This is a genomic window from Leptospira yanagawae serovar Saopaulo str. Sao Paulo = ATCC 700523, from assembly GCF_000332475.2.
In the GTDB taxonomy this organism is placed as follows: Bacteria; Spirochaetota; Leptospiria; order Leptospirales; family Leptospiraceae; genus Leptospira_A; species Leptospira_A yanagawae.
This window is the reverse complement of sequence record NZ_AOGX02000015.1, coordinates 254,967-279,862: the sequence shown is the minus strand read 5'-3', so window position 1 is coordinate 279,862 and position 24,896 is coordinate 254,967. Positions and strand designations below refer to the sequence as shown.

General features: G+C 38.4%; 24 protein-coding genes. 15 read left to right on the top strand and 9 right to left on the bottom strand.

The window, feature by feature from the left end; genetic code table 11:
• Positions 1-88: 88 nt before the first annotated feature.
• Both LEP1GSC202_RS04945 and LEP1GSC202_RS04940 read left to right on the top strand, forming a co-directional pair.
• Entirely contained in the window at positions 89-670 is a 582-nt protein-coding gene (locus LEP1GSC202_RS04945) for a YdeI/OmpD-associated family protein (protein ID WP_015677233.1), read from the top strand.
• A gap of 67 nt (positions 671-737) precedes the next feature.
• Entirely contained in the window at positions 738-1,478 is a 741-nt protein-coding gene (locus LEP1GSC202_RS04940) for an esterase/lipase family protein (RefSeq protein ID WP_015677440.1), read from the top strand.
• Positions 1,479-1,493: 15 nt separating this feature from the next.
• Here LEP1GSC202_RS04940 and LEP1GSC202_RS04935 read toward each other — a convergent pair whose 3' ends face one another.
• Complete coding sequence (locus LEP1GSC202_RS04935; protein ID WP_015676708.1) at positions 1,494-1,985, bottom strand: crossover junction endodeoxyribonuclease RuvC; 492 nt, start codon at positions 1,983-1,985, stop codon at positions 1,494-1,496.
• Between the two features lie 133 nt (positions 1,986-2,118).
• Between LEP1GSC202_RS04935 and LEP1GSC202_RS04930 the strand changes: the two genes are divergently transcribed.
• The 3 genes from LEP1GSC202_RS04930 to LEP1GSC202_RS04920 all read left to right on the top strand — a co-directional run bounded on the left by LEP1GSC202_RS04930 (position 2,119) and on the right by LEP1GSC202_RS04920 (position 5,483).
• Positions 2,119-3,795: an acyl-CoA dehydrogenase family protein gene (locus LEP1GSC202_RS04930; RefSeq protein WP_015676917.1), complete on the top strand. Its 1,677-nt coding sequence runs from the start codon at positions 2,119-2,121 to the stop codon at positions 3,793-3,795.
• Positions 3,796-4,004: 209 nt separating this feature from the next.
• Entirely contained in the window at positions 4,005-4,784 is a 780-nt protein-coding gene (locus LEP1GSC202_RS04925) for a hypothetical protein (protein ID WP_015676711.1), read from the top strand.
• Positions 4,785-4,853: 69 nt separating this feature from the next.
• On the top strand, positions 4,854-5,483 hold the full coding sequence (locus tag LEP1GSC202_RS04920; protein WP_039928574.1) for a hypothetical protein: 630 nt from the start codon (positions 4,854-4,856) through the stop codon (positions 5,481-5,483).
• Positions 5,484-5,641: 158 nt separating this feature from the next.
• Here LEP1GSC202_RS04920 and LEP1GSC202_RS04915 read toward each other — a convergent pair whose 3' ends face one another.
• The 3 genes from LEP1GSC202_RS04915 to LEP1GSC202_RS04905 are packed head-to-tail and all read right to left on the bottom strand — an operon-like array spanning position 5,642 to position 8,066.
• Positions 5,642-6,328 carry an START domain-containing protein gene (locus LEP1GSC202_RS04915; RefSeq protein WP_015676951.1) on the bottom strand — a complete coding sequence of 229 codons (687 nt, stop codon included), beginning with the start codon at positions 6,326-6,328 and terminating at the stop codon, positions 5,642-5,644.
• 2 nt (positions 6,329-6,330) lie between these two features.
• The gene (locus LEP1GSC202_RS04910; protein ID WP_015677517.1) at positions 6,331-7,581 is read right to left on the bottom strand and encodes a serine hydrolase domain-containing protein; all 1,251 of its coding nucleotides are present in this window, start codon (positions 7,579-7,581) and stop codon (positions 6,331-6,333) included.
• Positions 7,582-7,592: 11 nt separating this feature from the next.
• Complete coding sequence (locus tag LEP1GSC202_RS04905) at positions 7,593-8,066, bottom strand: TIGR04452 family lipoprotein (protein ID WP_015676432.1); 474 nt, start codon at positions 8,064-8,066, stop codon at positions 7,593-7,595.
• Between the two features lie 23 nt (positions 8,067-8,089).
• On the opposite strand from LEP1GSC202_RS04905, the gene LEP1GSC202_RS04900 reads away from it, so the two are divergent.
• Complete coding sequence (locus LEP1GSC202_RS04900) at positions 8,090-8,797, top strand: class I SAM-dependent methyltransferase (RefSeq protein WP_015676513.1); 708 nt, start codon at positions 8,090-8,092, stop codon at positions 8,795-8,797.
• A 5-nt stretch (positions 8,798-8,802) separates the two neighbouring features.
• On the opposite strand, the gene LEP1GSC202_RS04895 is transcribed toward LEP1GSC202_RS04900, so the two are convergent.
• Positions 8,803-11,517, bottom strand: a complete 2,715-nt coding sequence (locus LEP1GSC202_RS04895) for a Tim44 domain-containing protein (RefSeq protein WP_015677006.1) — start codon at positions 11,515-11,517, stop codon at positions 8,803-8,805.
• A complete protein-coding gene (locus LEP1GSC202_RS04890) occupies positions 11,510-12,001 on the bottom strand; it encodes a tellurite resistance TerB family protein (protein ID WP_425256012.1) in 492 nt (163 codons plus the stop codon). Before LEP1GSC202_RS04890 ends, LEP1GSC202_RS04895 begins: the two co-directional genes overlap by 8 nt.
• A gap of 120 nt (positions 12,002-12,121) precedes the next feature.
• Between LEP1GSC202_RS04890 and metG the strand changes: the two genes are divergently transcribed.
• Genes metG through LEP1GSC202_RS04870 form a run of 4 tightly spaced genes read left to right on the top strand, consistent with a single transcriptional unit; the run spans position 12,122 to position 16,431 of the window.
• Complete coding sequence (gene metG / locus LEP1GSC202_RS04885; protein WP_015677505.1) at positions 12,122-14,167, top strand: methionine--tRNA ligase; 2,046 nt, start codon at positions 12,122-12,124, stop codon at positions 14,165-14,167.
• Positions 14,168-14,171: 4 nt separating this feature from the next.
• Positions 14,172-15,470 (top strand): adenylate/guanylate cyclase domain-containing protein, encoded by a 1,299-nt coding sequence (locus LEP1GSC202_RS04880; protein WP_015676613.1) that lies wholly within the window; start codon positions 14,172-14,174, stop codon positions 15,468-15,470.
• A complete protein-coding gene (locus LEP1GSC202_RS04875; protein WP_015677368.1) occupies positions 15,467-16,075 on the top strand; it encodes a phosphoribosyl-AMP cyclohydrolase in 609 nt (202 codons plus the stop codon). Before LEP1GSC202_RS04880 ends, LEP1GSC202_RS04875 begins: the two co-directional genes overlap by 4 nt.
• A 5-nt stretch (positions 16,076-16,080) precedes the next feature.
• The gene (locus LEP1GSC202_RS04870; RefSeq protein ID WP_244147693.1) at positions 16,081-16,431 is read left to right on the top strand and encodes a rhodanese-like domain-containing protein; all 351 of its coding nucleotides are present in this window, start codon (positions 16,081-16,083) and stop codon (positions 16,429-16,431) included.
• A 24-nt stretch (positions 16,432-16,455) separates the two neighbouring features.
• Here the strand turns inward: LEP1GSC202_RS04870 and LEP1GSC202_RS04865 are convergent, their stop codons facing one another.
• Complete coding sequence (locus tag LEP1GSC202_RS04865; RefSeq protein ID WP_015677172.1) at positions 16,456-16,929, bottom strand: nuclear transport factor 2 family protein; 474 nt, start codon at positions 16,927-16,929, stop codon at positions 16,456-16,458.
• A gap of 51 nt (positions 16,930-16,980) precedes the next feature.
• On the opposite strand from LEP1GSC202_RS04865, the gene LEP1GSC202_RS04860 reads away from it, so the two are divergent.
• On the top strand, positions 16,981-17,502 hold the full coding sequence (locus LEP1GSC202_RS04860) for an SRPBCC family protein (protein ID WP_015677577.1): 522 nt from the start codon (positions 16,981-16,983) through the stop codon (positions 17,500-17,502).
• Between the two features lie 12 nt (positions 17,503-17,514).
• Here the strand turns inward: LEP1GSC202_RS04860 and LEP1GSC202_RS04855 are convergent, their stop codons facing one another.
• Complete coding sequence (locus LEP1GSC202_RS04855) at positions 17,515-19,392, bottom strand: alpha/beta fold hydrolase (RefSeq protein ID WP_015677141.1); 1,878 nt, start codon at positions 19,390-19,392, stop codon at positions 17,515-17,517.
• 91 nt (positions 19,393-19,483) lie between these two features.
• Here LEP1GSC202_RS04855 and thyX point away from each other — a divergent pair, with 91 nt between their 5' ends.
• Genes thyX through LEP1GSC202_RS04835 form a run of 4 tightly spaced genes read left to right on the top strand, consistent with a single transcriptional unit; the run spans position 19,484 to position 23,888 of the window.
• The gene (thyX, locus tag LEP1GSC202_RS04850; RefSeq protein WP_015676724.1) at positions 19,484-20,407 is read left to right on the top strand and encodes an FAD-dependent thymidylate synthase; all 924 of its coding nucleotides are present in this window, start codon (positions 19,484-19,486) and stop codon (positions 20,405-20,407) included.
• Positions 20,408-20,459: 52 nt separating this feature from the next.
• Complete coding sequence (locus tag LEP1GSC202_RS04845; RefSeq protein ID WP_039928177.1) at positions 20,460-21,173, top strand: FecR family protein; 714 nt, start codon at positions 20,460-20,462, stop codon at positions 21,171-21,173.
• On the top strand, positions 21,170-22,567 hold the full coding sequence (locus tag LEP1GSC202_RS04840) for a hypothetical protein (protein WP_015677443.1): 1,398 nt from the start codon (positions 21,170-21,172) through the stop codon (positions 22,565-22,567). Before LEP1GSC202_RS04845 ends, LEP1GSC202_RS04840 begins: the two co-directional genes overlap by 4 nt.
• 10 nt (positions 22,568-22,577) lie before the next feature.
• A complete protein-coding gene (locus LEP1GSC202_RS04835; protein WP_015676825.1) occupies positions 22,578-23,888 on the top strand; it encodes a cytochrome c biogenesis protein CcdA in 1,311 nt (436 codons plus the stop codon).
• Between the two features lie 59 nt (positions 23,889-23,947).
• Here LEP1GSC202_RS04835 and LEP1GSC202_RS04830 read toward each other — a convergent pair whose 3' ends face one another.
• Positions 23,948-24,889: an NAD(P)H-dependent flavin oxidoreductase gene (locus LEP1GSC202_RS04830; protein WP_015676341.1), complete on the bottom strand. Its 942-nt coding sequence runs from the start codon at positions 24,887-24,889 to the stop codon at positions 23,948-23,950.
• Between the last annotated feature and the right edge of the window lie 7 nt (positions 24,890-24,896).

Here is a 24,896-nt window from a genome sequence, read left to right as displayed (position 1 = left end):
AATACATAATCATATTATTACGATAGTGATCTTGTCACTGTCGTATTGTGGATAAACAGATCCAAATATATAACCCTAAGAAAATTCTATGACTTTCAAAAAAGACATCGTCATAAAATCATTTTCTTCTCAAAAAGAATGGAAGGATTGGCTTAGTGTTCATTTTGATTCCATAGATGATGGAATATGGCTTCGAATTTTTAAGAAGGACTCAGGAATCAAAACGATTACTTATGATGAAGCCTTAGAAGAAGCATTATGTTTTGGTTGGATTGATAGCCAGAAAAAAAAATATGATGAAACATCCTGGATCCAAAAATTCACTCCACGTCGGGCTAAAAGCATTTGGTCGAAACGAAATCGGGAAAAAGTCGAAAAACTGATCAAAGAAAAACGAATGCAACCTAGTGGACTCAAAGAGGTAGAAGCTGCTAAAAAAGATGGAAGGTGGGAAAAGGCATATGATTCACAAAGTAATATGGAAATGCCAAAAGATTTTTTGGTTCAATTGAAAAAGAACAAAAAAGCCCATGAATTCTTTCAATCCCTCAATAAATCAAACCATTTTGCGATCGCTTGGCGATTACAAACTGCGAAAAAACCGGAAACAAGAGAAAAACGAATGAAGCAACTTTTGGAAATGATGGAAAACCAACAAAAATTACATTGATATAAAATAACGTTTTTTTGATAAACCTAAACAGCATTATGCGAAACAAACTGAATCTAAATCGTTTATGAAAAAAATAAATACTCTTTTCCTTCTCATTTCGTTTTTTGCACTCGGCACAGGATGCACGGACCAAAAACTCTCTCAAAAAACAAAAATCTCTGATCAACAAGAATGTGTTGTATTGATTCATGGATTCCTCAGATCTTCCAATCACTTAAAGAATTTAAGTGATTTTCTGATTGAGAACGGATATTATGTTGTGTCTATCGAATATGAATCAACATCGATGTCCATTTCTGAAATTGCTGATTCCAATCTCTCAAATTTTGAAGAGCATTGCCAAAATCAAAAAATTCATTTTGTGACCCATTCCCTCGGTGGAATCCTACTTCGATCTTATTTAAAGAAAAATCAAATCAAACATCTTGGAAAAATTGTTATGTTAGCGCCACCTAACAAAGGTAGTGAAGTGGCTGATTTCCTGTCTAAATTTAAAGTTTTTAATTTAATTCTTGGACCAGTTGTTTCACAACTGAAAACAGATCAAAATAGTTATGTGAATTCATTAGGACTACCAAATTTTCAATTTGGAATCATAATGGGAAACGTAACGATAGATCCTATTTCCTCTTATTTGATTCCTGGAGATGATGATGGTAAGGTTTCGATTGAAAATTCAAAATTAGAGAATATGAATGATTTTCTTTTAGTGGAAAGAACTCACAATTTTATCGTCGATGCACCAGAAGTCAAAGAAGCAATTTTAAATTACTTCAAATTTGGCAAATTTAAAAATGAACGATAACTTCGCCCAATATGATTATGGATTCAAACTCCTAGCCAATGACCGCCCCACAAACGCACATGCGATGGCGTCCCAAGAGTCATCGTGGCCTTTTAAGTCTTTAAATCCCAAAATCATTTGGATCGCCGCCCGGACTTCCTTTTTAGTGGCGTTCCCTTTCGCAGAAATTCCTTTTTTGATTTGAGTGGCTGTAAGTGACACCATCGGAATTTGGTTTTCGCCTAAGGTGAGTAAAATCACACCGCGGGATTCGGAAACCTTCATTCCAGTGGTCGTGTTTTGGACGAAAAACAATTCTTCGACTGCCGCACATTCCGGTTGGAATTCGGAGAGAATTGATTGGAGTTCGGACCGAATGTGCAATAGATTGTCGGGAGATGGGGTCTTTGGTGCCACTTCGATCGTGCCATAAGCCAAAAGTTCTGGGTTTCGGCGCATTCCTTCAGGAAAGGATAAAATGGCATACCCAACTCGGTGGGACCCTGGATCAATTCCGATGATTTTCAATCATTTATTTCCTAATTCGAATCTTAAGGACATTTTTGGCAGACCCAACCCAAAACCTAGTCTAAAAATGAAAATGACAGGGTACTTTCCTTCCGTATAGTGGAAGAAAACCACCCGCAGGAACGTTAAACACATGACCGCAACGGCAGTGAAACTCGAAAAATCCCAGGCGGAGAAGGCATTGAACGCCCAAGCCGCCCTCCTCAATGAAGTTACGAAACGACTCGCACAGAAAAATTCCGACAACGGTAAAGTATCCATTAGCAAAATGGACAAAACGCAACATGTGTTTTACCAACTTGCTTGGATGACTGCACAACAACGTGTAGCTGAGAACTTTATCGTATATGCTTGGGATGCTTCCAAAGGAACTGGTGAATTGGAACAGAAAATGGCACTTACCTTTGTTGCTGAAACTGTTTCCAACATTCGTTCCGAACTGGCAGCGCGTCCTGCTGAATACGAACTTACCTACCAGGAATTATTCTCCAAACTGTTTTCCGACGAAATCAATGGTTTCGTAGAAGCAGCTTCCAAAATGGAAAACTACGAAGCAATCGTAGACAAAATTGTTGATTTAGGACACTTCGGTGCTTACGGACTTTCCGAAGACCACGAAAATTTCCGTGGAATTTTCAAAGACTTCGCTGAGAACGTCGTTGTCCCTCACGCAGAACATGTACATAGACACGACGATTTGATCCCACAAGAGATCATCAATGGCCTTCGTGACATGGGATGTTTTGGTCTTTGTATCCCAGAACAATTTGGTGGAATCCAACCAAACGATCGTCCAGACAACATCTCCATGTTAGTCGTGACGGAAGAACTTTCTAGAGGCTCTCTTGGAGCAGCAGGATCTCTCATCACACGTCCAGAAATTATGTCCAAGGCCCTCCTCAAAGGGGGAACCGAAGAACAAAAAAACAAATGGTTACCGCTCCTTGCCTCAGGTGAAAAATTCGCAGGAATCATGGTCACAGAGCCTAACTATGGTTCGGATGTTGCCGGCGTTTCTGTTACAGCAAAAGAAGTGGAAGGTGGATTTGTCATCAATGGTGTGAAAACTTGGTGTACATTTGCAGGGTATGCAAACCTACTTCTCATCCTTTGCCGTACAGAAGCAGACCCAAGTTTGAAACACAGAGGTCTTTCCATCCTACTAGCTGAAAAACCATCCTTTGAAGGTCACGAGTTCAGTTACAAACAAGAAGGTGGTGGATCCATCCAAGGAAAAGCAATTGGAACGATTGGTTACCGTGGAATGCACTCCTACGAAGTTTCTTTTGAAGACTATTTTGTTCCAAAAGAAAACCTACTTGGTGGCGAAGCTGGCCGTGGAAAGGGTTTTTACTTCCAAATGGAAGGGTTTGCTGGTGGAAGGATCCAAACTGCAGCTCGTGCCAATGGTGTGATGCAAGCGGCTCTTGAAGCAGCTCTTCGTTATTCTCAAGAACGTAAAGTATTTGCAAAACCAATTTACGATTATACGTTAACAAAGTTCAAAATTGCAAAGATGGCAATGATCACCCAAGCAACTCGCCAATACACAAACTATGTTGCAACACTACTCGATGACCACAAAGGCCAAATGGAAGCAACTCTTGTTAAATTGTATGCATCCAAAATTGCTGAGTGGGTCACTCGAGAAGCAATGCAAATTCATGGTGGTATGGGTTATGCGGAAGAATACCCAGTGTCACGTTACTTTGTAGATGCTCGCGTATTCTCTATCTTTGAAGGTGCGGAAGAAGTGATGGCCCTTCGCGTAGTAGCGAAAGACCTTCTAGACCAAGCACTTGCTTCGTAGACCAAAAAAGGTTGTTATCGGAGGAACTTTTCCTTTGATTCAACAAAGAAAACTTTAGTCAGTAAGGTTAAAACCTTGCGACAAAATTCACGAAAAAGCCCGAGAAATCGGGCTTTTTTTATCCCTAAATCTTGAATCAAAATGGATAATGTTCTTTCCAACAAAAAGATAAAAGTCTAACCTATAGATTGAGAACTTATCTCTGTTATATGAAGTTACAATTTGTATTTTTATCGATTTTATTGGTTCTGCAATGGTCATGTAAAACCCCAATGCCTGAACTAAGTTCCGAAGCAAAACTTTCCAAAAACAAAACCATTTCCATCCGATGGACAACAACTGATCCTGTTCTTGCGAAAGTGTTTCCAGAGGTATTCCCAGTTCCACCGGCTGTTTTGTTAGATGACCAAGTTAATGTTGCAGACCTAACTTCGGTTCCTTTGCCACCACCCAACCCAAACGATGCCCCCCTCATCCAAAAACCAAAACCAATGAATCCGAATGAACTCCCTAGATGGGACAGAGGATTTGAATTAACCAATATAGACAATTTAACGCTCGTAATCCGAAATGAAAGCCAAAGGCCATTCAAAAGTATAGGTATTAGTTTATTGGCTCTCACAATGATGTATTATGGCACAATGGAAACAGAGGCAGAACTAGTTTGGACGTCAGGGGAAAACAATTTACACCGAATTTCTTTTTTAGCAACACATGAAACCATCTGGGCACCTATGCCATTTTATATTGGTACGGGTTCGAGTATTGTTGCGCCCATTCTCAATGCAAACAGGTATCCTTCCCATTTACAAAAGTATTGTTTCCAAGAGAAACCTTCCAAACTCAGAGAATCGATGGAACAGCCAATGGCAGAAAATTGTAAGGAATACGAAACTTTTTTAAGAAGATTATTTTTACAAAATTATGAAGTGATCCATCTACAACTCAGTCAATGGGAAAAACGAAATCAAGATTGGTTCCAACCATAATTTATATTTTGGATTTGTAACATGATCGAATCAAATTCAATGTCTAAAAAATCCTTTTATCCATACCATATGAATTCTAAAATTCTTTTCATTTCCATCTCATTCCTTTGCCTTATGTTCTCTCCAACCGAAGGCCTTCGCTCCGTCACAATTCCAAAAGAAAATTGGAGTGTTGTTTTATATGGTGGAATCTTTACCACTACGGATCTAATTCCTATCGTCTTTCGTCAAAAAACTGATTATAAAGAATCTTATATTGGAACGATTGGAGTCACTCGGCCACTTGAATATCGCATTCGGTGGTTTGATTTTTTATGGGAAGCCAATGTCACAAAACATTTTGGCGAAATGAAACATTGGGAAGCTAATGCATTTTATATCGTAAAAATCAATCGTATCTATGATTCACCATTCAGTTTGTCTCTTGGGGAAGGGATGTCATTGGCATCCGAGAACCCAAAATTAGAAAACAAAGCGAAAGGTTATTATTTAGAAACTGGACTCCAAAAAGATGCAATTGAATCCCGAGCGCTTTTAAATTACATGATGGTTGAAGTGAGTTCTTATTTGCCATTCGAAAGAAAAACAGAAATCTTTTTACGAATCCATCATAGATCTGGAATCTTTGGACTGTATTGTCCACCTGATCCCAATTGTGGTTCTAATTTTGTTTCTTATGGATTTAGGACTGCCTTTTAACACCACTTGCTTCAAATAAACGGCAAAAGATTCTCAATTGAAAACAAACGTTTTATAAGGAATTGGGAAATGGTTTATCTATTTAGTTTGGTAGTACCCCACAAATTCAATGGATTCCATTGAATTTATAGGATATTTACTTTTAACGATTTTTAAAATTAATTACCTGAATTCGTAGTCACTGGTTCTTTGATCCAGTCATACTTCGCATCTTTGTGTTTCCCTTGTTCAACAAGAGATTTTAAGTTTAATAAGGTTTCGTATGGAGTGTCGGTTAGAACCATATTGATAACAGATTGTGGAACGGATCCACCTGGTTCAAAATGAGCCTGGTATTCTATTTTTGTTTTGCCATTCGCGAGTGGGATGAGTTTCCAATACCCTTCAAAAGCAGGCATTCGTGTGACTCCGGAAGGAGCAGACTTTGCATTTGAATCCAACCGTTTCATTTTCATAGTGGTTGTAAGTGTTTTTTCATTCTGATCAAAACTTCGATCCATGATCACATCACGATCGTTTACTGGCCAAGGCGCACCATTTCGTAAATAAACTGATGATTTTTTATCGGTTCCAGAAAGGACCGTAAGTTCCTTACATTGGTGGTATAAATTCTTACAAGATTGTGGGTCCACAAGTAACGCGATGATTTGTGAAATGGATGCATCCACTTCTGTTTTTCCTAAAAACTCTTCTATATTCGAACCTGCCACTGGTCTTGTGAGAATTTGGATTCCTTTTTTTCGTTTTGATTCAGACCATTCTGTAGCCTCTGAAAAAAGTGGAAATGCGTTTGTGATTAGGATACATCCTAAAAGAAATTTTAATATTGTCTGTTGATTGATCATGGTTACCTACCTATTTGCGTATGGATCAGCGGTCTTACTGTTTCTGCAAAGAATAATGAGGTTGAAGAAGGTGGTAACAAGTTCAATCCATTTTTTCTTCCTAGATTATTCACTGCAAGGATCGCCATATAACTTCGATTTTTATCAAGCCATGGGAAAAATCCGTTGATGCCGATACTATGAGAAATCAAATCTTTATCACATTCCGAAGGTACATCAGTCACGGTACAAAACCTCCAATTGCCTAACCCATATTGCCAGCGGTATCCAAAAGCCGAAAATTGGGAATACCCGATCCTTGCCCCGTTGTATTGGTCTGCTAAGATTTCTGTTACTGAATTGGATGTCAAAAAAGTGTTCACGTTTGTACCAGATGAATCTTTTGCAATACCATTTGTGAGAAGGGCATTTAACATTCCTGCATAATGCGCCGGTGAAATGGATAACCCATAGGCTCCCGATAAACTACCATCAGTATCTTCACCAGTTCTGAAATTCCCCCGCCAAACTGCTTGGCTTGCATCCCAACCAAGAGGTGTAACAATGAGTTGTGCGAATAATGTATCCCAAGTCTTATTGCATGCTACTTCTAACATTCGTTGTGCGACTGCCATATGATTTGAATTGTATTGGTATAGTGCTCCTGGAGTACCTGTGGATTGATCACGAATATCATTCACACAATTATTTTTTTGAGTGTCCGTTGCTCCAAGAGGCAAAGTTGAAATGCAACTTGCTTGACCTGAACCATTCCCCCCTCCAGCATTGAGCCCGGAAGTAAATGCAAGTAACTGACGTAAGGTGACATTCGCATAAGTGCCTGTCCAACCCAAAACTTGTGCTGTGGTGCGTGAAAGGGTGATCGCACCTCCGACCGCACCATTATTACATGAACCGGCCGTTACCGTACCACAATTTGAAGCACTACCAGCATTACAATCAATCGCACGCATGGCTGTGATCGCAGTCACCCATTTGGAACCCGATGCAATGGGTTTGTAGGTGTTATAGTCAAGGACAGACTGCCTTGCATAAATCCGAGTTCCATTTTGATCATAAACTTGGAAACTGGCCCCTTCATCTGTTGTTTTCACATATTGGTCAAAACAAGAATCCAAACTATAACAAGATCCGAGAATTCCAGCAAATAAAATAGAACGAGCTTCTTTGTTTGTTTCTACAGATTTTTGGCATTGGACCGAAAAGAAAACAATGACAAAGAAGGCAAATACAGATAATCGATTGTGTTTCATATAAAATCTCCTTAAAAACGAATGGGTTCGAGAGTGATGATTTTGCCTGTTTTTTCTAAATCGCAGGAAGCAAACTCTGGTAAAAGAAGGGCATCTCTCGCAACTCCCCCAACAGTTGTTAGGCCGTCATAGATACTGCCTAGAGCAACAGCACCCTTTGTGCGAATATCTGATTCACATTGTAAAACCGAAGAATCCATAAACGATTCATCGTCTTCGATTTTGGATGTGAACGTAAATAGAGTTTTTGCTAAAAATCCATTGATGATGAGAAGGGGAGAAATCGGTCCTTGGCCACCCTTCATACCTGATTGAGCCAACCAAAATGCGGATGCCGTAGCTTCCGCTTCCAAAATTGCATCAGAGATTCTTTTTTTAGCTTCTGAACCTTTGATGGCACCATAGGTAGGAATTCCGATCCCTTCTGTGATCATACAATTTGCCAAAAAGGACAAGAAAAGAATGGATAAAATGATTTGTTTCATAGAATACTGAACCTCATAACCAAATGAAAAATTGGGAACTCACTCACCTTCAATACCAACCTCGAATCCCCGAACCGGAGTTGATGGAAGAACCCAATCAAGTTGTTTCTTACGCGAATGCCGATTTTGAATCCGCACATTCGATGATCATTCAACAGTTTCAAAATAGGTTTCCTCTCAAATTTTCGCCACACTCAGTGTTAGACTTAGGATCTGGACCTGGGGAGATGTCTTCTCGGTTATTCCAATTATTTCCTAATGCCGATTTCACGTTTCTCGATGGCTCCAATTTAATGTTAGATTTTTGTAAGAAGCGCCTTTCTACTTTCGATCTTGAAAAAAGAAACAATAAAATGATTTTTAAAAACGAACTTGTCCAAGAGTTTGTTCCCGAATCCAGTTTTGAACTGGTGTTCTCAAATTCACTTTTGCATCATATACACGATCCGTATGAGTTTTGGTCAGCCATCCAAAGATCCGTTGGTGATGAAAGTTTTATCTTTGTATGTGATTTATTGCGACCTAATTCGATTTCAGAAGCCCGCCAACTTGTAGAGCGTTATGCGAAACAAGAATCGGAAATCTTAAAAAATGATTTTTTGAATAGTTTACTCGCTGCTTTTCGTTTGGAAGAGGTTACAGAGATGATAGCGAAGATTCGTATGAGTCATAAACTCAATATAGAAGTCATCTCAGATCAACATTGGATTTGTTATTCGAAACCAAGGTAAATGGTTTAGAGGGAAACCATTTTGATCGATTGGAATAACCAATCACTTACCGTTTTCGGAATTGGTTTACGGCAAAACGAACATTCACTTGCACCCACTTCGGGAAAGGGAGCACCACAATTCTCACAAGAATATTCAGAAAATCCCAGAGTTTTTGCCCTTTCTTTTGGTAATACCAAACTGATATGGGAACGCCTATGTTCTGGTAGAAGTCCTTTTTTCCTTGCGACACTCCAACGAACTTCACAAGTCATTTGTGGTGTAATCTCATTTTCGTATTTTACCAGATGGCAAGATCCTACTACTGGCGAATGCATTGGTTCTTTTCTCGAATCACCTAAATCAGTATCGGTTGCACTTGCTGTTTCCCTTTTTAGGATTTGGCTATTTTCGATTGATTGGAAATGAAGGTACTTCCAAAAAATAGTGGCTGCCCGGTCTTCCAATATTTGTGTTGCGACGTTTTTTGGTAATGATTGGAGTTTTGGATTTTTAGCCGAATCCCATTCAACAGTCTGTGTGATTTCCGTTAATACCCAATCTGCTTCACCCGAATTAAAAATTCCTCCGCAATATTCACATTTATTTGTGTGATGTGAATATTTTGCGGTAGCTCCGCAACTCGGACATAAATCATGAATTAAATCGATCTTAGGTTTGGTGATGGTATTCAATTTTCTTGTATACGAATGGATTTCTTCATAAGTACTAAATTTTGTATGATCTAAACTTTTTTGGATTTCTAATTCTGGAGTTTGTTTGGGAAACGTATTGTCTTTTGTTTTACACTTAAGTTTTAAGTGTAAAGTAAGGTAATCTGATTCGATGATAAAATCGATGATCTGAACTGATAATACAGAAAATCCTTTCATACGATTGATTTCACCATCAACCAATCTCATCAATTGAAGTTGGATTGAGAACCTCTGGTAAACTGCCGCCGATAGAAAATTACGAACTGGTTCCATATTCCCATGGTCCCAAGCCAAAACTGTTTTTTCTGTAATCGCTGTTACTTTTTCTTTGAAGAGAAGGAAATCAAAGTTGTTATCGTATTTCCTAATTTCAGATATAATCGACTTGTAAGATTGTTTTTCCTTTTTCTTTTTTTTAAAACGATCCAAACCGAAAAATCCAATGAGTCCTGAAACACAGGTGAAAATCCCGATGGTGACCAAATGTCCCAAATGGTTTCCCGAACCTGGGGAAAACAGAAATGCATTGAGTACTGCATAATAAATCAAAAATGGATTGTAAGTGATCTCTTTGTTTTGTTCTCTCATCCGAATTGATATGGTGTAGTGGGATGGCAGTGGATCTTCCCAAAGGATGGTAAATCCATCACTCTCCCATTTTGGTTCGATTGGGAGGATGAGAGATGATTGGTCAATCAGATCAGAACAATAGTCACAAGCGGTTAATACCAATTCTAATTGTGTGAGGTTTGGGTCACAGGTATCTTCGCATAACACTCGCAAAGAAAATGACTGCAATTCTAAATTCTCACGTTTCTCTAATTTCGTAATACGTATCCAACGTTCAATTCCATTTGCCAAACGATTGGAAGCCTCACCCAAAGTATGAAAAGAAAACCCATAATTTTTTTTCTCGTTTGGTCCATCACTTGCTTCAGAAAGGGAAACACTAAACAGATGCCAAAAATAGGTGGTAAGTCCTTCAAAACCATAGGTGATTTGAAATGCTGGCGTCCAAAATTGGTTCCAAGAGGATTCACCAGATTCACGAAATCGGTTCAGTCCCAATTGGAATTGTAAGGCATCAAGGTTTGGGTTTTTATTTGAAATTTGTACATTGGACTGATAAAAATGAGAGCCATTCGATTTGAGTGTCACTGTTTCATCTAATGTATAACTACTGTCATGCGAATTTGAAATGGGTTCAGAATCGGTATATTGAAAAGTGGAATTCTTTTTGCCTGAGCTTACACTTTTAGAGTCATTGGAAACATCAATAACGATTAAATCAGTGGATTCTTCTTTTTCTTTGGCTTGGTATTGGAAATGAAAATCTTGAAAGGAAACGGGTATGTTGATCCTTTCATACTCCAAAAGGGAAGAATTGAATACTTCTTTTTGGATTCGTAAATTTTTGGAAAAGGAATTGGGGTCCCAACGTAAATCAAATTGGAAGGGTTCTGAGGTATGGTTTGTTTTGGACAAACGCCAATTTACAACAGAACGTTTTCCTAGAGGAACAATGGCTTCCTTGATTCTGTAACTTATACTTATATCCATTTCTGGATTTTGTCCTTCGTTTGACCAAAATAATGTCAATTTACCTGCGTTATGCGAAGAATAAATTGTTTCTGGAAAAACGACCAAATCAGAAATTTCAGATTCTTTTTGGATGAGAATGGACGGCCGCCGAATTCCAATTTTGGATTGGTCTTTTTGGAGTTGGAATGATTCTTTTACAACGGCACTTCCATCTTCATGGAAATGGATGGATATTGAATGGTTTTTGGTTTCAAAATATGAAGTTGGTTCCGGAGCACTGGAAGATGAATAGGAATGAGAGGAATTTTTAGAATTTGAGGACGAGGAACTTGAGGAAGAAGAAGGTTTGTAACTTGAGTAGGAAGAACGGCTGCTACTCGAACTTGAGCTGGAAGATCGATATGAATTTCCCATCCCAGGCCTTGCCTCAAGGGTGTTCATCCAAAAGACAAGTAGGGAAAGAAGAGTGAAAATGTTACGCAAGGTATTTTTTTTCCACTCGCACTTTGTCCATAGGACTGATTTTAAATTCTTTGGCTAAATCATCTAAAAATTGAATCTCCGCTTGGTTTAAAGATCCGTCGGAAGCGACGATACAAACCGCATCTTCAAAAAAATTCAACGCATATTCATCACTATCTGCGACAACCTTAGAAATCGTTTTCATCGGTAAGGGATTATCGAACGTTTTGGAAAGAATGTCTAGGACTTGTTTTTTTTGGGTTTGGAACCCACTGAGTAAACAATCAGGTTCAAACAGGACATTCACAAGTTCTCCCACAATTTCCCCTTCTTTCTTTTTGAATTGGCCATCCGCATTACAAGCATAGGACCACAAACTCAAAAGTACTTTTGCATATTCAATATGGAGGTCACTTTCAATATCGAGGGTTTTGTGAATGGTTTCCGGGTGACTCTTTTTATTTCCCTTAACTTGTTTCAAATTTTGAACGATTTTCTTAGCCATAACAAACAGGAAGTTTATGGGCAACGATCCTTCCTTCAACTTCATTTTTTTACTCTTTTCTTGATTTTTCTCAAAAATAGGCTGAATTGGAAAATCCCATCAGGAAACTGGAACTAATCTATGTCGAAACACATTTTAGTTACAAGTGCTTTGCCTTATGCGAACGGCTCCATCCATTTGGGTCATATATTAGAAGCTGTCCAAACAGATATTTGGGTGCGATTCCAAAAGTTGATTGGGAATGAATGTTATTTTTTCTGTGCGGATGATACACACGGAACACCTATCATGATTGCAGCCAAAAAAGCGGGCAAAACTCCAGAGTCCATGATTGAGGATGTGCAAAAGGAACATTACCAAGATCTCACTTCCTTCGGTGTCGAATATGATAATTATTATACAACTAACTCGGAAGAGAACCGAAAGTTCTCTGAATCGATTTACTTAACTCTCAAAAAAAATGGGCATATTGTTTCTCGGAACATCGAACAGTCGTATTGCGAACACGATAAAATGTTTTTGCCTGATAGGTTTATCAAAGGGACTTGCCCAAAATGTGGAGCGAAAGATCAGTATGGAGATTCATGTGAAGTCTGTGGAACAAGTTATTCGCCAAAAGATTTAAAAGAGTCTTATTGTTCGATATGTGGAACCACACCTGTTCTCAAAGAATCAAAACATTTATTTTTTAAACTCCAAGATTTCCAAAACCAACTAAAAACATGGATGGAAGAAGGGAACCGATTGAATGAAGGTGCCCAAAAGAAATTACAAGAATGGTTTACTTCCGGTTTACAAGAATGGGATATCAGCCGTGACGGACCTTACTTTGGTTTTGCGATCCCAGAAGAAGAAAACAAATATTTTTATGTATGGCTTGATGCACCAATTGGTTATATGGCCTCTTCTTTAAATTTTCTAAAAGATGAAAAAAAATTCAATGAGTTTTGGAAAGATGGAAAAGGAGAAATTGTCCATTTCATTGGAAAAGACATTTTGTATTTTCATGGTTTGTTTTGGCCAGCTATGTTAATGGGTTCTGGTTACAAAGCTCCGAGCCAATTGAATGTTCACGGATTTTTAACTGTGAATGGAGAAAAGATGTCCAAATCTCGTGGAACATTCATCAATGCTTCCACTTTTGCTAAATATTTAGATGTAGAACATTTTCGTTTTTATATGGCATGTCGATTGGGTTCCGGAATGGAAGACGTTGACATATCCTTTGAAGATTTTGTATCTCGTGTAAATTCTGATTTGATTGGGAACTTGGTCAATTTAGTATCTCGAGTTTCTACATCCATTCTCGATAAAATGGATCGAAAACTAGGAAGTTTGTCTGTCGAAGGGAAATCATTAGTGACAGAACTCCTAAACAAAGAAGTCGAAATTCGAGAAGCGTATGAATCTCGTAACTATTCAAAAGTGATGAGAGAAATTACAGGACTCGGTGACAAAGTCAATAAATATGTAAATGATTATGCGCCATGGAATTTAATCAAAACAGATGTGGAAAAAGCAAGAGAGGTTGTCACCACTTCTCTCAATTGCGCAAAAATTCTTTTTACTTACCTGGCACCAGTGACTCCCAAAATTGCAAAGGCGATGACAGAGTTATTTCAGATCCCAGGTTTGAGTTTTTTGAATTTAACAGAAACCATTGAAAACAAGGTACTTGGGCCTTACCAAATGTTATCGAAACGTGTTGAGGAAAAAAATATTACACTTATGATTGCAGAAACGAAAGAATCCTTTGAAAAATCAAATCCGAATCAAGCAAAAGGGGAACCAACTAAGTCCAATACAAACGAGACAAAAACGGCATCTGTCTCCGAAGATGGCTACATCACAATTGATGAACTATCGAAAGTGGAACTTCGAGTGGGTCTTATCAAAGAAGCAAATCCTGTCGATGGAGCCGACAAACTTTTGTTTGTAAAAGTAGATTTAGGAGAAAAAGGAATCAAAAATGTATTTGCAGGTATCAAAGCAAGTTACACAGCTGAAGAACTAGTTGGTAAAAAAGTGGTTGTAGTTGCGAATTTGAAACCACGCCAAATGAAGTTTGGATTGTCGGAAGCAATGTTACTTGCTTCCGGTAAAGACAAAACTTTATCTTTGTTTGTGCCTGACCGAGATGCAAATCCAGGTGACCTTTTGAAATAAGAAAATGGCAACAAAGTCAGAACAAATTCTAAGAGAAAAAGAAATCCAGGGGATTAAATTTAGTCTCTATGGAAAAATGATTATCTTTAGTTTACTTACGATTGGAACTTTCTTTGTTGCACAAACTTTGTTTGAATTATTTACCATAACAGCAATTTCCTTAGCACTGAATTTAGTGTTATATATACTTTCAAAATTTTTAAAAAAAGGAAAGTATGTATCCTTTGTTGGACTTTTCTGCGTTTTAATAGACCTTGTGATCATCACAATCCTTCCATTTATCTGGTATAATGCGGTGGGTGGGGAATCCCAAGTTCCGAGAACTTATCTAATCAAAACCTATGTCCATTTTATCATCGCAGGTACACTGGTCATAAACGCATTTAGTATCCAACCCATTTATCCTATGTTATATGCTCTAGGTGTCGTGATTAGCCAAGCTGGGATTTTAGTGTATGCACAACAAGACCCAAGGTTTATAAGTACGGAAAATTTTAAGGAAGCTTTTTTGGGTCCAGCTGCCCACGTGAACAACTATATCATGTCAATGGGTATCATTGGTGTATTAGGATTCTTTTTGGCTTACCTAACCTATCGTGTTCGGCGAACTGTGCTTTCCGCCGTTACGAATGAAGTGAAGATGACCCAGCTCACTCGTTATTTTTCACCAAACGTGGTAGAAGAACTGGACCAAGCAGGTGAAGATTTTTTCAAACCAGGTGGGAAAGAATCAACGGTAGCCGTATTATTTTGTGATATTGCTAATTTCACGCAGATCTCAGAGAGTTTGGGTCCTGAAAAAACAATGTCTCTATTATCAGAATACCACAGTTTTATGTTGGATATTGTTTTTCAGAATCATGGAACACTCGATAAATTCATCGGAGATGGAATGATGGTGACATTTGGAACTCCAACCATTTCCCAAGAAGACGCAACAAATTCTGTAAAAGCTGGGATCGCCATGTTACAGGCATTGGCTCTGTGGAACAAAAAGAGAGAGTCAAATGGTGAAAAACCAATTTCTATACGGATAGGGATTCATTATGGTCCTGTCATCGTTGGAAACGTGGGAGTGGAAAAACGTTTGGAATATACTGTGATTGGTGATACTGTCAATGCCGCAAGTCGCCTCGAAGCCCTTGGTAAAGAGTTAAAACGGAATTTTTTGATTTCAAGAGAACTGTTTGATCATATCCGTTTGGAGTTTAAACAAAATTTAAAATTTAAAACTTTGGGAACTCTTTCACTCCGCGGCAAAACGAAAACGACTGAGATTTTAGGAATTGAGGTGACTACATGATACAAATTCCTAAAGAAAAGGATATAGTATTACTATCAAAAACTAACTTTTTGTCTCACGATGTTTCCTTACAAATTTTAACTTCAAAACAAATAGAAGAACATATCCAGAATTTCGATTTTACACTGAATCAATTGTATGTGGATTGCGATGAAGATTGTTTTTTAGAAATATCTCCACAAAAGAAAAGTTTCGCTAAACAATTGTTATGGGAAGATGGAAAGATAGTAGTTTCCCATGATAAAATTGATTCTTTATTGCATTCCTTACCAACCATTTCTCCATTTTTAGCACAAGATCTAACTGGAAAAGATTTGATGTTGGCATGGGGGAAAAAAGAAAGTTTACTCAATGCCATTGAAACTGGGAACGGAACATACTTTAGTCGGTCGCGTAATGGAAAATGGGTAAAAGGTGAAGAATCTGGTCACTTTCAGAAGTTAAAACAGATTTATGTTCACATGGATCCTTTTTTTGTCCAATATGTGACAGATCAAATTGGAGCGGCCTGCCATACTGGTTATTATTCCTGTTTTTTTAGAAAGATCGGTCAAAATGAATCTATTTCATTCGTCTATTCTAATAAAGTGGGGGAGAAGATTTGAATCGAATGATCGCAGTCGCTATCGTAATTATCGCAGTTTTGTTTATCATTTACCAATTGAGAAATGCATCAGGTATGGACCAATCGCAACTCAAAGAAAAAATTGATTCTGGTGCATTGGTAGTAGATGTGCGTACAGTTGCAGAATTTAATGCAGGTCATTATCCAACCGCAAAAAACATTCCAGTTGACGAGGTATCGAAACGAGTGGATGAGTTTGGTGACAAAAACCAAACCATCATTCTGTATTGTGCTTCTGGTGGAAGGAGTGGCAGCGCCAAATCTTTTTTAGAATCCATTGGATACAAACAAGTGATCAATGCTGGCGGACTTTCCAATATGCCAAATCCTGAGTAGGATTTGGCAATCTTTCCATAAATACTACATTCGTTTGCGTTTCATATAAAGTTGTAATCCTGTGATTGCTTCTTTTTTGACTTTGTTGCCGAGAGCAGGCCACCATCCAAGTAGATACCCAATAGGACCCATTGCCATTCCAAGCCATTTCCACATTGAAAAATGATCTTTATGTTGGATGATCTTTCCTTCTTTGAAGGTAAATCTTGCATGGATTTTATTTTGAACGAGACGTCCTGTTTTGCTAAAACTATAATCGGCTTCCCAATCTGCTGAACCTTCCATTTCATTTGCTTTGATATTGGAAAATCGAATGGTTAGGTTTTGGCTTCTTTCCAATAACATAAGCCACATTGCTCCCACTTCTTTTCCTTTTAATTTCCCAAACGCGGGGTCTTCAAACTGAATCTCTGGATGGTAAACGGATACCATAGATTGCCCATCTTTATTTTGGAAAGCTGTATAAAACTTTTGGATCAACTCTTCATTTGCATTCATTGTGGAAAAGATTATGATTGATCCTATGGGCATATAGCAAGAAAAAAAGCTATGAAACGAATTCTTCTTTTTGCTTTTGGAACAAGTTTTTTGCTGATCGGTCTCGTTATTTTATTTTTGGCTGTGGGTTATTTCCAAGATCCGAAATTCCATAAAGAAACAAGTGAATGGCTAAAAGCAGAACCTGAAGACATATGGAATTATATTACAGATATCAATGACCTTCCGAATCGAAGAAAAGAGGTAGTGGCGATTCAAATTTTGGAAGCAAAGCCAGATGGAACTCCAACAAAATGGATGGAAACACCAGATATGGGTGGCTTTATGATATTTGAACTGAAAGAGTCCATCCCCAATCGCAGGTGGAAAATCGAACTGACGGATGCCAGTTTTAAAATGCGTGGTGCATGGACCTATGTTTTGGAACCAAAAATCCCTGGAACGGTTGTGACCATCATCGAAGATTCAGAAATCACAAGTATCCCAGTAAGAGGAGCCTACCTTTTAGCAGGCCGCGATGCCACTTTGCTAAAAGAAATGGAACTAATTCGGAATCGATTTAGCGGTCGTTAGGGGAATCTTAGGTCATTTTAACCCTTGTATCCACTCGTCCATTCCCTTACAAATTTTTCTAACTGTTTCGCCATGGAATATAATCCCAAGATGGCCTTGTTCAAAATAAGTAGTAACTTTGTTTTCTGATTTGAGATCTTTTAATTCTGTTAAACTTTCTTCTGGAACAATTTTATCAACAGTTCCAACCACACTATAGATTGGCATCGTGAAATTGTTCAAAAAATTCTCTGTGTAATTGATACGACCATCGTTTGACCAAAAACTCCTTTCATTGGAAATTTGGCTTTGGAAAAACTGCATGATCACAGAGACAGATTCTTCGCAAAATACGTCTTCCATGAGAAAATACCATTCTGGAGGAGTGATTTCTTTATAACCCACAAAGTCTTTGATCGTTAGTGATTTGGTTCCAATATTATAACTAAAACTTCTAAGACTTGAATGAAGATTTAAAATCAGTTTGAAGAATTTTTTGAGATCGATGGTTTGTATGGTCGCTTGCATCGAAAAACTTGCCATACTTAAAATCATATCCGAAATCATTTTATGAGGGAGCATACTAAACCCTCGTTTCAACGTATCCAACCCAATAAAATTTGATTTTAAGCTGATATAATTTGGTGAGGTAATGGAGACAATCCCTGCAATGTATTCTTCCGGTTGAGGTAAATTGAATTCTTCTTTGAGTTCTTTGATTGTTTCATAAGAAGAAACGTAAAATCTTGGGATCATCCCTCCCATACTGTGCCCAACGACAACAGTTCTCTCACTAGGATAGTGCCAACGAATCCAACGAAGTACCTCAGGAAAATCGTCTTGGATGTAATTATCAACGGTCCATCCTTCTTTTTTTCCATGTTTTGGCATGGTTTGTCTCGACCGACCACGCATGTCCATTAAGAACACTCTGTATCCATATTTGAGCGCCAATTCTTTTGCCAATTTGTCCATTACAGAACGCCGACAAAAAAATCCAGGGATGAGAAGAAGGTTTTTACCTGTGTTGTTTAATTTTTCGGGAATAAAACTTTTGAGTGATACCGCATAACCGTCAGTTGTTGGAATAATGAAGGATGCATCCATTCTATATTCAATGTTATACTGGTGAGATTTAAAGATTATCGATGTTACCGGTTCTTTTTGGTCTTTGGTAGTCGTGTAAAAGAGGTTTCTTGAGTTAGAAACCGTATCTGCTTTTTCGATATTCTTTTGGGCAATGTAATGGTCGTTCCCCGATTCCATTTCCTTTGCCACAACAAACTCGATTACATCAAAAAGAGAATACAATTGTAATGTTAACTGCCTGATTTGGTCTTCAGGGATTGGATCTTTGGTAATACCCCATAAAATTCCAATTGGGTTTTCGTTCACAAAAAGTGGAATCCCAATGGCATGGTTCATGGTTTCAGAAAGTAAAACTTTTTTCTCAGGGTGAATTTCTTCTTCTTTCAGATTCACAAATGTGACTTCGGGACGAAGTCCTTTGTTAAAATCAATGATCGCTTTTCGAATGAAACGTGCAGATTCATTCCTTGGATCGGCCAAATGGATGGGTCTCGATTTTTTGATGTACTCTTCGATTCCAGGGATTTTGCGGCGTTCTGCGATTTCTCTCAGTTTGAAATGGGTGGCAGTTGCCACGATTTTCATTTCATCTTGGTCAATGACTTCAAAAATCGAAAAATTAAAAATGGGATCGTCGTTAAAATCTACAAGCGAAACCATTTTGTTCGTGAAAGATTGCCAAATATTTTCCAAAAATTGGAAGGTGGTTTTTGGCACCGGAAAAATATAAATTTTATCCGGGCTAACCATGAGATTTTTGTTACTTTCTCTGGTGGAAATTTTGATCAAACGATCTTCCAAAGTATTTTCTTCAAGTGCCATTTAGCATCCTTTCTATTTATGTGCCTGTGCGGTACGCTATAACTCTATTTTCGACTTTTCATATGCCTGTGAACTAAAAAATAAAGCTAATATGCAACAATCTGATTTCGAATCCATTTCAAGAGTATCCGTTCCCGAATTAGACTCCATTTTAGGAAAACCTTTCCCAATTTTGGATGATGGGTTTGTCAGACTTGTGGATTACATGGGCTCAGATGAATCAATCGTTCAGGCTGCACGCGTTTCGTACGGAAAAGGAACAAAAAAGGTAAATGAAGACCGAGGTCTCATTCGTTATTTGATGCGCCATCGCCACAGCACTCCTTTTGAAATGTGCGAACTAAAGCTACATGTAAGAGTTCCCATGGACACTTGGCGTCAGTGGATCCGCCATCGTATGGCAAATGTCAATGAATACTCTACGCGTTATTCCGTAGCCATTGATTCTGCACAGACTACTTTGCCTGGAGAATGGCGTGTACAATCAGTAGGTAACAAACAAGGAAGTGATGGATTTTTAGAATCATCTAAAGGTGACCACCTAACAAAGCGTGAAACGGAATTCCAAAAATTTGCCAATGATATTTACAATGAAAGATTGGAAATGGGTGTTGCCCGTGAACAAGCAAGAAAGGACCTTCCCCTCGCAACTTACACAGAAGCGTATTGGAAAATAGACTTACATAATTTACTCCATTTTTTGGCACTCAGAATGGACGATCATGCTCAATTAGAAATTCGTTTATTTGCGAAAACCATTGGTGAACAAATTGTAAAAAAATGGGTACCTCATACTTGGGAAGCGTTTGTGGACTACCGATTGAGTGCCCTTCACTTAACGAAATATGACACAGAAATCATCGCAGCTCTGAATGTTTCGGGAAAGGAAGGTGCTCGTAAAAAAGCGATCGAACTGGGAATGTTAGATGACCAAGGAACAACCGCTAAAAAAAGCCGAGAACGTGAGGAATTGGAGTACAAATTGTCTCAGTTGGGATTTGCCATCCCTTGGTAAGGTCTTAGGATATCCTTGCTAATTTAGTTTTTGATTGATAATTTATTTCCCTATGGTTGTTAGAGTGATTATGAGCCTCAAAATCCCTCTAACCATCCTTTTTTCTCTCCTAACTTCCGTTTCCCTGTTTGCAGAAGACTTTGCCGTCGCTACCTTCACACGTGGGAAAGTGAGTTTTTTATCAGCATCTGATACTTCCAAACTTTGGAAAACCCTGAAGGTAAACGATGTACTCAAACCCGGTGATCGGATCAAAACAGGAAATGGTTCGAAAGTCGACTTTTTGTACCAAGAAACAGAAATCAGAATCCAACCAAATACAGAATTTACCTTAAAAGAATGGAATTCTGAGAAAAAGGTAGCGAAAGCTTTTGTCCAAAATGGAGCGGCTTGGTTTCGGGTGAACAATTTCAAAAAAGGAAGTTTTGAGGTTTCCACACCAACAACCACTGCGGGAGTGCGAGGGACTGCATTTGGTGTCTTTTTTGAAGAAAAAGAAAAACGGGGTTATACCTGTGTTTGTGAAGGTCTTGTGAATATCAACGGGACTGATTTTCCAAAAGGGACAGGTGGTGCGAAAAAAGAAGGTGCCACGGAACTTGAGAAAAACGAATATAAGGATATCATCACAAAAGAAGGGGCTACCGTTCTTTTGAAAGAAAAGCGAAAGGAATTTCCAATGTTGAATCGTTGTTTGCCATGCCATAAACCAATTGGTTGGGAAGACAAATCGATTACACCGGATGAAACTTACGGCAAAAAGTGAAGTTTATTTATCGATATATTTTCATACTTTCACTCTTCACCTATCCTATATTAGGTGAAGAGGTAATTACGACTAAAAAAGAAGAACCAGATGGTTATTATGGTTTAAAACTAGGTGCCATCATCACTCCCACGGCTTCGTTACGAATCCGAGACAAAGCTTCTGGAACCACCGACCTTTCCCCTTCCGATAAGTCTGGATTTTCCATGCCCTGGACCTTGTTTTCCATTTCCAAAGAATGGGAAGATTTAGGATTAAAAGTAGAATTTTGGGGAGAAATTCTTAGAAATGATGCACTAACAAATGACACTTCTGTTGGAACGGGAACAAAAGAAAATCCATATGTATTTCTTGTTAGGCGAGCAAACCTGGCAAAAACATTCGAACTAGGAAATACAAAACACCAAATCCAATTTGGAATGTTTGAATTACCTCATATGTTTTCGGTTTGGTCTGGGTATTATGATTGGCGTTATTTTGATAAATCACCCCTCGAGTCACTTGGTTTCGCTAGAGACCCAGTAGATTTAGGAATCAATTATCTGGTTAGATGGAGGTCATTTTCACTTCAAACCGCAGTGGTGAATGGCGAAGGTTATAGAAATGTTCAAAATACAACAAACACTGGATATGATGTTATTGGAAAAATAGCATGGGAACCAACTTGGACAGAAAATCTAAAAACAGGAATTCATCTGCTCGGTCGTGCATCGAATGCTTTTGGTTATGCGAGTGATGAATGTCGAGAAGGAAAAACAAAATGCCTTTTGGATGATGGTAATCCAAATACGAGAAGGCAAGGGCCAGTTTCTCTCAACCAAGAGCAAGTGGTCGCTTTAGAATCAAATCTAATTTGGAAAGAAACAGTTAATTTGGGACTAGGTGGGATGTTCAAAAAACAATTGGGTGGAACCATTGTCGATCGAATGGCGCCCTACCAACAGGGAACCATGGTTCCGGAAGCAATTGGCCGTGGCGCTTACGTATGGCTTGGGCTTGGGAATGGAATCCTACGCCTTGTTGCCCGCGGTGAGGCAGCTACGGGAGGACCAAACCCTGGCTTACGTGCCACAGAAACTGTGGAAAGAGAGCCTTGGGTGCGTTTCCAACCTGGAACCACGGAACCCCGATATTCAAACCAATCCTATTATGTATCAAAACAAATTTTTGGAGAATGGTTCCTAACTGCGACAACGAGGCTTGCTTTAGGGTACACAGAAGTTCGCTCCTATGATGCAAAAGGGGAACCCAATAAATGGTATGTAGACAGTACCGGGGAGGCATCAAATCGTGTCGAATATAGAGAACAGTTTTCGAAACCGGTAACATTTCCAATTTCCGAATATGGTAGATTGGACAGAAGTATCGTTTTGAAAGCCACAGCCACATTCTAAGATAAAATTTATGTTTTCTGAAATCCAAACCTTCATTGAATCACAATTGTCATCTGGCAATTTTTCCTTAACCACCGTTTTCTTTTTAGCTTTAGGAGGATTATTGTCAGGTTTACTCCCTTGTGTGTATCCGCTTTATCCCATCACTGCCGGCATTTTAAAAACTCGTGTTTCTAAACATAAATGGTCTCACCCACTTGTGTATTATTTTGGACTTGCTCTTATGTATGCAATCTTCGGTTTGATTGCTGGAGTGAGTGGAGGGGTATTTAATTCATTTTTACGTTATCCAGAAACACAACTAGTCCTTTCACTGCTTTTGTTTGTATTGGGTCTTAGCGTTGCAGAATTTTTGTATTTTCCTTTTTTTTCAGGGGACGTTAAAAATTCGGTTAACTTAAATTATGCGAACACATTCTTTTTGGGAATGGGAGCAGGTTTATTATCCTCCCCTTGTGTAGGGCCAGTCGTAGTTTCTATTTTAGTCCAACTCATCACATACCAAACGGAAGGATTTAAGATATTACCAATTTTATTCACATCCTTTAAGATGTTTCTTTTTGGAATGGGACTTGGAATTCCCTTTTTATTAATTGGTGTGTTCGGATTATCTTTACCGAAATCAGGAAAATGGATGAAGTACATCCAGTGGGCTCTGGCAATCCTCATTTTTTATTTTTCTTACACATACCTGGATAAGGCTTTCGCTTTATGGGGATTTGAATCTGGGCTAAGTATTAACGTTTTTTTACTTTGGACCCTCTCCTTAGTTTCCCTTTTCCTTCTGAAACAAGAAGGATCCCCAACTGAGAAAATGAAACAATCACTCTATCAGTTGGTTGCCATTTCGTCACTTCTACTTCTATTTTCATTGTTAACTGTTTCCATTTTAAGAAAAGAAGATGGATTTTCCGCATCCAATCATAAATTCGCAGAGCAGATGTTAAAGGAAGAACACGGGAATTTGGTTTGGTATCGAAATAAAGCGGATGTTTTTGCCCTCGCCAAAGAAAAAAATATACCCATCTTCATTGATTTTTATGCAGATTGGTGTACCAATTGTAAGGAATTTCAAAAAATCACTCTTTCCAATAAGGAATGGAACCTAACTTTTCAAAAAGATGTGGTATTATGGAAGGTTTACGATACTGATCCCATTTTTGACGAATTTGCAAATGATCCAAATTATCCTGAATTAAAAATAGGTTTACCATTCTTTTTGATCCTGAATGCAGATGGGGACATGTTGTACAAATCAAATGATTATTTAGATACAAAAGGTATGATTGAAACCATCCACAAATTGCATAAAAATGATTAATACAAAAAAATAGCGAATCTTTGTTTAAAAAAGATTCGCATTATCTTTGTTTAGCGAATTTATCTAGGGAGGGAGTTGATAGTTGCCAAATATTCGTTGGCAATTTCCTTTATAATCTCACCTGCAGGTTTTACCTCATCGATCTGCGCAACACCCTGGCCTGCAGACCAAATATCTCTCCAACGTTTGTATTCTTGTTCAATGGCTTTTTCTCCGCCTGCATGGCCTGCCGCAATTTTTTTTGGACCATCTTCTAAAATTTCTGGTGATCTTTTTACTGATTTAGCTAACCAATTGGCAGGGATTCCTGAAATTTTTTCTGTATAAATAATCTCGTCAGGACTCGAATCAATTAACATTTGTTTGTATTCGTTTTGAGCTCGCGATTCTGGAGTGGCAATGAATCGAGTTCCAATATACACAGCATCGGCTCCGAGGGATAAAGCTGCGGCCATTTGTGATCCATTTGAAATGGCACCAGCAGCAATGACTGGAAGGCCTGTCTCTTTTTTGAGATACGGAATTAATGCAAAAGGAGTGATGGCACCAGCGTGTCCACCTGCTCCTTGTGAAACTGCAATTAATGCATCCGCACCAGATTTCGCGACAATATTTGCATGTTTTAATGTGGTTACATCACAGAACAATGAGGATCCGTTGGATTTGATTTCTTTGGCGATTGTTCTTGGTGTTCCAAGGCTTGTTATGATTAATTCTACTTTTAAGTCCATCACCACATCAAATTGTTTCGCCCAATTTGGATTATGTTCCTTATGTAAAATCAAATTCACACCAATAGGTTTTTTTGTTTTGGAACGAATTTCAAGAATGCCTTCCCGTAATTGTTCTGGCGTTCGGTAATTGAGAGATGGGAAACAACCTATCCCACCTGCTTCGGAAACTGCCACCACTAGCTCTGGATAGGAGACCAGAAACATCGGTGCGGCAATAATAGGTAGATCAATTTTTAACATCTCACTGATTTTTGTTTTGATTTTCATAAATCTC